7 protein-coding genes are annotated in these 7101 nt (G+C 50.4%); 5 read left to right on the top strand and 2 right to left on the bottom strand.

Annotated elements, in window-relative coordinates; genetic code table 11:
- The first annotated feature begins 121 nt into the window (after positions 1–121).
- Positions 122–889: a fatty acid desaturase family protein gene (locus HNQ57_RS17615; RefSeq protein ID WP_226968183.1), complete on the top strand. Its 768-nt coding sequence runs from the start codon at positions 122–124 to the stop codon at positions 887–889.
- A 7-nt stretch (positions 890–896) separates the two neighbouring features.
- Here the strand turns inward: HNQ57_RS17615 and HNQ57_RS17610 are convergent, their stop codons facing one another.
- Positions 897–1676: an RMD1 family protein gene (locus tag HNQ57_RS17610; protein WP_184465245.1), complete on the bottom strand. Its 780-nt coding sequence runs from the start codon at positions 1674–1676 to the stop codon at positions 897–899.
- Between the two features lie 192 nt (positions 1677–1868).
- On the bottom strand, positions 1869–3344 hold the full coding sequence (gene ilvC / locus HNQ57_RS17605) for a ketol-acid reductoisomerase (RefSeq protein WP_184465243.1): 1476 nt from the start codon (positions 3342–3344) through the stop codon (positions 1869–1871).
- A gap of 223 nt (positions 3345–3567) precedes the next feature.
- On the opposite strand from ilvC, the gene ilvY reads away from it, so the two are divergent.
- The 4 genes from ilvY (at position 3568) to HNQ57_RS17585 (ending at position 6991) form a co-directional block, all read left to right on the top strand.
- Complete coding sequence (gene ilvY, locus HNQ57_RS17600) at positions 3568–4470, top strand: HTH-type transcriptional activator IlvY (RefSeq protein WP_184465242.1); 903 nt, start codon at positions 3568–3570, stop codon at positions 4468–4470.
- 55 nt (positions 4471–4525) lie between these two features.
- Entirely contained in the window at positions 4526–5341 is an 816-nt protein-coding gene (gene pssA, locus HNQ57_RS17595) for a CDP-diacylglycerol--serine O-phosphatidyltransferase (protein ID WP_184465240.1), read from the top strand.
- A 67-nt stretch (positions 5342–5408) separates the two neighbouring features.
- Positions 5409–6395, top strand: a complete 987-nt coding sequence (msrP, locus tag HNQ57_RS17590) for a protein-methionine-sulfoxide reductase catalytic subunit MsrP (RefSeq protein WP_184465238.1) — start codon at positions 5409–5411, stop codon at positions 6393–6395.
- Positions 6396–6487: 92 nt separating this feature from the next.
- Positions 6488–6991, top strand: coding sequence for a protein-methionine-sulfoxide reductase heme-binding subunit MsrQ (locus HNQ57_RS17585; protein ID WP_226968184.1), 504 nt, complete (start codon positions 6488–6490; stop codon positions 6989–6991).
- Positions 6992–7101: the final 110 nt, after the last annotated feature.

Here is a 7101-nt window from a genome sequence, read left to right as displayed (position 1 = left end):
TGCAAAGGCTTCTAAGTCTTTTTTGTTCATAATCTGTCTATCCTTCCCGTAAGGGGTTAATGATAGACAGTTACACAGACTTAATTACAGTCTCCTGACGCTGCTTGTAACGAGCCTGTTCGTGCTATGTATTTGGGCTTTTGCTGTCGGTTTGCTGTCAGTTTGGCTTGCTACGCCGTTCATCAGCGTATTAACTTATATGTCGTATACGACTTTGCATGAAGCGGTACACGGCAATATTCATGGCGGTAAGGCGAATTTACGATGGCTGAACGACTTATGTGGTTACCTTGTTGCACCGATTATCGGTGTGCCTTTTGCGTCGCATAAGCACGAGCACTTTACCCATCACCGTTTTACTAATATTGAAGGTAAAGACCCAGATTTTTTAATTCGTGGTATGCGCAGCGGGCTTGTCAGCGTTGTACTGACTACGGTCAAATTCTTTTGGACCCAGAATAGCTTTTTCGCGAAAAACAATTGGCAGTCCGCTCGCTTTAGTGAGCGTGTTATTTACAGTGCTGAGCTTTTTCTTTCCTTAACCTGGCGCTTACTTATTATTCTGCTGATCGAACAGCCGGGTATCGCTATTGTTGTTTTGCTTGGCTATTTTATGGGTGGTTTCTTTACAGCGTATTGGTTTGCCTATCGTCCGCATTTTCCCTATGACAATACTAAGCGCTATCAAAATACGAGTAGCCTAATCATGCCTAAGTGGATGCGGCTTTTGGAGTGGTTTTGGTTGGGACAGAACTTGCACTCGATTCATCACTTGTTTCCTCGGGTGCCGTTCTATCGTTACCATGCGCTGCATCGCCAAATTGAGCCGATACTTCGAGCGCATGGTACGCCAATCATAGGTATTTGGAGCCGAGCGCCAGTGACCTAGTAAAAGGCTAGTGAAACGCCGCCATCACCACTTCAAAGCCAATCAGCAGGATGACGATCCATTCAAGAAAAGCACTGTGACTGTGATTTTGCTCGTCGGCCAGTATTTCTAGAAGCTCGTGTATGGTGCCCAGCTTTTGGGATAACACGTCAACCCGCGGCTTAATGTCGAGGTAACGAGCGAGCTGCATATAGGTTGATTCTAGGTTTGGGTGCTCCCAGAAAAATTCCGGGGTATCGAGCAAGCCATAATGCAAAATAATATCGCTTTTGGCGGCGAACAAGCGACCGCGAATTTTGGCCAGCTCTTTGCGCCGCAGGGGGATTTTACCCTTTTCTGCTAGGGTTGCCGGTATATGTGCGGTGGCTTTGATATTGTCCAAAACCATGGTTTCGAACACAATCAGCTGGGTGGATTGTGCCAGCGCGTGGGATACCGCCAGTCTGAGCAGATGATCGTCACCGGGTAGGGATATTTGATCGCCGCGGACGCTGAGTTGCTCGGCGTTCAGTGCAAACTGAAATAGCTCGCGGCTGCGTTTGGTCGATTCCAGCAGAATATAAGGTGTTACGCGTTTTATGAGTAGCTGTTGGTCGTCGTCGGACACGGCCCAAAATACCACAATACCGTATTGAAACAGCCAAGCTTCGCCAGACGCGGTGGGCACATGATAGGCGTCGCGATAGCGGGTGAACTCATAGGGCGCAAGGGCGGCACTTTCAAGCTCTGGTATTTGGAATGCGTCACCCAGATTGATAACGCTGATCGTTGAATTGCAAAATGGCATACTGCCACCTCGTGCGGGGCGCGCCGGCCGGTCGGAAAGTGGCAGGATGCCACTGGGTGCGCATCATATTCGCAGTCTATTTTTTAGGCAATATTTTTACAGGCAAATTTTGGGAAAAATTAAACATAAAAAAGGGCGCTGATTAGCGCCCTTTTTTCGGTTTTGAGTTTCTTGATGTTTAAACAAGAAACCTTAAACGATTTTCTTCATTGCCGTCATGTAACCGCGCAGTCTGCGGCCAACAACTTCAACAGGGTGGTTGCGAATCGCCGCGTTAACGGTGATCAGCTCCTGGTTATCGACACCCAGATCTTTGGTGTTCAGGCCTTTACCGATGATGTCGGTAGAAACCTTGCTCATGAAATCAGCTAGCAGCGGGCGGCAAGCGTGATCGAACAGGTAACAGCCGTATTCAGCGGTGTCTGAAATAACAACGTTCATTTCATACAGCTTACGACGGGCAATCGTGTTAGCGATCAGTGGGGTTTCGTGCAGCGACTCGTAGTAAGCAGACTCTGGCTCCATACCGGCAGCAACCATGCACTCAAAGGCCAGTTCTACACCGGCTTTACACATAGCAACCAGCAAAATACCGTGGTCGTAGTACTCTTGCTCGCTGATTTTTACATCGCCAGCAGGCGTCTTTTCGAAAGCGGTTTCGGCGGTTGCCGCGCGCCAAGCGTGCAGATTTTTGTCGTCGTTTGCCCAGTCTTCCATCATGGTCTTGGAGAAGTGACCGCTGATGATGTCGTCCTGGTGCTTTTCGTACAGCGGGCGCATGATGTCTTTCAGTTCTTCGGCCAAATCAAATGCTTTGATTTTGGCGGGGTTGCTTAGACGGTCCATCATGTTGGTGATGCCGCCGTGCTTCAGGCCTTCGGTGACTGTTTCCCAGCCGTATTGAATCAGCTTAGAGGCGTAGCCGGCGTCGATGCCTTGCTCAACCATTTTATCGAAGCACAAGATGGCGCCAGTTTGCAGCATGCCGCAAAGAATAGTTTGCTCACCCATCAGGTCAGACTTAACTTCAGCGATTGGTGAAGATTCCAGAACACCGGCGCGGTCGCCGCCAGTACCAGAGGCCAGTGCTTTGGCAATTGCCATGCCTTCGCCTTTGGGGTCGTTTTCCCGGTGAACAGCGATCAGGGTTGGAACACCAAAGCCGCGCTTGTACTCTTCGCGCACTTCAGTGCCTGGGCATTTCGGGCACATCATGACAACAGTGATGTCTTTACGAATCTGCATACCTTCTTCAACTAGGTTGAAGCCGTGTGCGTAATCTAGGCAAGCACCTTCTTTCATTAACGGCATAACCGCGTTAACAACGGGGGTGTGCTGCTTGTCTGGGGTCAGGTTCATTACCACGTCAGCAGTGGGGATCAGTTCCTCGTAGGTGCCAACCGTAAAGCCGTTCTCGGTAGCGTTCTTCCAGCTCTGGCGCTTCTCAGCAATGGCTTCAGCGCGGAGCGTGTAAGACACGTCCAAGCCAGAGTCGCGCAAGTTAAGACCTTGGTTAAGACCCTGTGAGCCACAACCGATAATGACAATTTTTTTGCCTTTCAAGTATTCGCAGCCATCTGCGAATTCACTGCGATCCATAAAACGGCATTTGCCAAGCTCTTGCAGCTGAAGACGCAGCGGCAGGCTGTTAAAGTAATTCTGGCCCATGATTCTCTCCTAATAGGTGTTTGAAATTGGCTCGTGGGGAGGTGGTATCCCACAATGGCGGCCACTTTAGCACCGCTTGTTTGTTGCGTAAAATGATATATAGTTGATGTAGTGTTGCGTTTTTAGCATTTAGTCGGAGGTCTGGTGTCGGACGTCGGACGCGCAGGCTCGCTCATGTCGGTTTTGCATCCGACGCCCGACATCTGACGTCAGACTTACTTCTATGAACCTCAAAGAACTCCAAACCTTCATCCACCTCAGTCAATCCCTGCACTTTGGCCGTACCGGCGAGGCTATGCACCTGAGTGCCTCAGCGGTGAGTCGCTCGGTGATGCGTTTAGAGGAGCAGGTTGGCGTGTCCTTATTTGAGCGCGATAATCGCCGCGTACAGTTGACCGCCGCAGGGCGAGAATTTCTGCGCTATGCTGAACAAGCGGTGGTGAATTGGCAGTCGATTATTCAGCGCTTACATGTTCACAGCGAAACCTTACAGGGGGAATTGGGCTTATTTTGTTCGGTTACAGCTTCTTATAGTGTGCTTAGTAATATTCTTGAGGTGTTTCGGCAGCGTTATCCTGCGATAGAATTGAAGCTGCATACTGGTGATCAGGCGGATGCCATTGAGCGGATTGCCGAGGGTGGTGAAGATTTGGGCATTACTGCCAAACCACGGCAGTTGTCGCCGCGTTTGCAGTACCAAGAGCTAACACGCTCGCCACTGCGGTTATTGGTGCCCAATATTCCCTGCGCGGTAAATGAGCAGATTTCTGCGGTAGGGGAGGTGTTGTCGCCGCAAACCTTGGCGAGTTTGCCCTTTATACTACCGGAACGCGGGGTGGCGCGGACGTTGATTGAACAGTGGTTTCGGCAGATGCAAATTAAGCCAAGTGTATACGCGCAGGTCAGTGGTCATGAGGCGATAGTCAGCACTGTGGCGCTGGGGCTGGGGATTGGTGTGGTGCCTGAACTGGTGTTGGCGACGAGCTTTTTGCGGGAGCGGGTGCGGGTGGTTCCGGTTGAGCCGGCTCTGCCAATGATGGAAATTGGGGTGGTGGTCTTGCAGCAACGATTGTCCAATCCGCTGGTCAAAGCGTTTTGGGATTGCGCTAGGTCATCGTACAGTTAGGGCATTTAATTTATGATGCCTCTTTTATAGACATATTTAACGAATCGGGAACGCTATGACAGAACAACAGGGCAACGACAAGCCGAAATTGCCGTTTGACACGGAAGCCTTGCTGCTAATTGACGACCACGAGGAAGAGGTCTCGGTGAATGGTAAAACTGAGCGTAAGCGCGGTATTTACTTGCTGCCTAACCTCTTTACGACCGCGGCACTGTTTGCGGGCTTCTTTGCGATTATATCGGGTATGCACGGTAATTTTGAAAATGCCGCCATCGCTATTTTTGCGGCCATGATCTTTGACGGCTTAGATGGCCGGGTTGCGAGGCTGATGAATGCCCAAAGTAAATTTGGCGCAGAGTACGATAGCCTGTCCGATATGGTGTCCTTTGGTGTGGCGCCGGCATTAGTGGTGTTTAGTTGGGCACTGGTCGATTTAGGTAAGTTTGGTTGGGCAGTGGCATTTATATACGTTGCCTGCGCTGCGTTGCGTTTGGCGCGTTTTAACACTCAAATTGACACGGCAGATAAAAATTACTTTACCGGTTTGGCGAGTCCTGCTGCGGCTGCAGTCATGGCGGGGCTAGTGTGGGTTTGTGCCGAAGAGGGTTGGGTTGAGAAAGGCGTGCACTTCGAGCTTGAGGTATTTGCCGGAATTCTCATGGCGGTCTGCGGTATATTGATGATCTTGAATGTGCGTTATAGCAGCTTTAAAGGCATCGATTTTCGTGGTCGAGTCCCCTTCGTGGTGATGATTATTGTGGTGTTGATCTTTGGTCTTGTGTCGGTGGATCCCGCGCGAGTCTTATTGGCGGCGGCTTTGATCTATGCGCTATCTGGCCCCGTACAAGCTATTTATCGTCGCTTTAAATGAGCCAGTTGTAACATTGCGGTAGCTGGCGCATCTAAAGAGGAGGAATCATTCTTTAGGGAGTTGCGCCATGCTAATCCGTTCGTCGTCCGATATACCCAGTAGTGAAATTACGCCAGAGAGTGTTTATCTCCAGCGTCGCCAATTTATGCACGGTATCGGCGTGGGGGCGGCGATGGCTGGTTTGGGCCTGCCCTTGGCGAGCGCTGCGGCGACTAAGCCGGAATTGGCGGCGCTTAATTACCAGTCTGTTGTCGCTAAATCTAGTAACCCCTTCTATACCGACGAGAAACCAGCCTCTTTTACCGACGCCAGTACTTATAATAATTTCTATGAATTTGGTACCGATAAATCTGACCCTGCGCGCTACGCTGATGCGCTGACGACTGACCCTTGGTCGGTGTCGATTGAAGGCGAGGTCGCAAAGCCCGGCAAGTACCCTCTCGAAGATATGATGAAGCTAATGACCTTGGAGGAGCGCATCTACCGGCTGCGTTGTGTTGAGGCGTGGTCAATGGTTATTCCATGGGTGGGGTTTCCGTTAGCTGACTTGCTGAAAATGTTTGAGCCGACTTCAAGCGCCAAATATGTAGAGTTCACCACCCTAGTTCGGCGCGATGAGATGCGCGGTCAGCGCTCTGCCTTTAGTACTATCGATTGGCCGTATAAAGAAGGCTTGCGCATAGATGAGGCTATGCATCCTTTAGCCTTTATGAGTGTAGGTATGTATGGCAAGGTTTTGCCAAACCAGAATGGCGCGCCTATCCGGCTGGTGGTGCCATGGAAATACGGCTTTAAAAGTATCAAGTCCATCGTGAAAATCCGCTTCACCTCACGCAAGCCCCGAACCAGTTGGGAGGGCATAGCCCCAAATGAATATGGCTTTTACGCAAACGTGAACCCAGAGGTAGATCACCCGCGCTGGACCCAGCGTTACGAGCGGCGTCTGCCGGGCAGCTTGTTGCGACCTAACCGAATTGAAACTCAGATGTTCAATGGTTATGGTGATCAGGTTGCAAACCTATATAAAGGCATGAACTTGCGACGCAATTACTAATGCCGAAACCGAGCGCATCAAATTTGGCGTGGGCGAAGCCCGTACTTCATATTCTTTGCCTCCTTCCGCTTGCTTATATCGTATGGGCTGCGTTGAGTGAAAGCTTAGGAACCGACCCCGTTAAGGCGCTAATCCTTTTAACGGGTGAATGGTCGATTCGTTTATTAATCTTGACCCTGGCGGTTACGCCGCTGCGACAATGGCTGAATATGCCAAAGCTGTTGCGTTATCGGCGCATGCTTGGCTTATATACGTGGTTTTACGTCAACCTGCATTTTTTGGTCGTACTTACCTATCTGTTTGCTTGGGATTGGCGAATTGCTCAAGAAGAGTTGCTTGAGCGGCCCTATATAGTAGTGGGTTTTCTGGCGTGGTTGCTTCTGCTGCCACTGGGGCTAAGCTCAAATAATAGGGCGATGCGTGCGCTCGGTCGCAACTGGCGGAAAGTCCACAAGCTGATTTATGTCATAGCTCTATTGGCGTGGGTGCATGTCTTCTGGCAAGTTCGCTCAAGTTACTTCGACGCCGTTCTCTATGGGGCCCTTATATTGCTGCTGTTTTACCCCCGTTTAAAGAAAGTTTACGAAACACGTTGACTCCCGAGCTGGCGTGTCTATAATGCGCCTCCTCAACAGCTGACGCGGACTTCACCGAGGTGGAGCAAGCAGTAAAACGAAGCGGTTGAGGTGGTGAGAAAGTTTAAAAA

Origin of the sequence: Zhongshania antarctica, assembly GCF_014202945.1 — a bacterium.
In the GTDB taxonomy this organism is placed as follows: Bacteria; Pseudomonadota; Gammaproteobacteria; order Pseudomonadales; family Spongiibacteraceae; genus Spongiibacter; species Spongiibacter antarcticus.
Note: the sequence above shows the minus strand (reverse complement) of the source record. Positions and strands in the feature narration are given on the sequence as shown.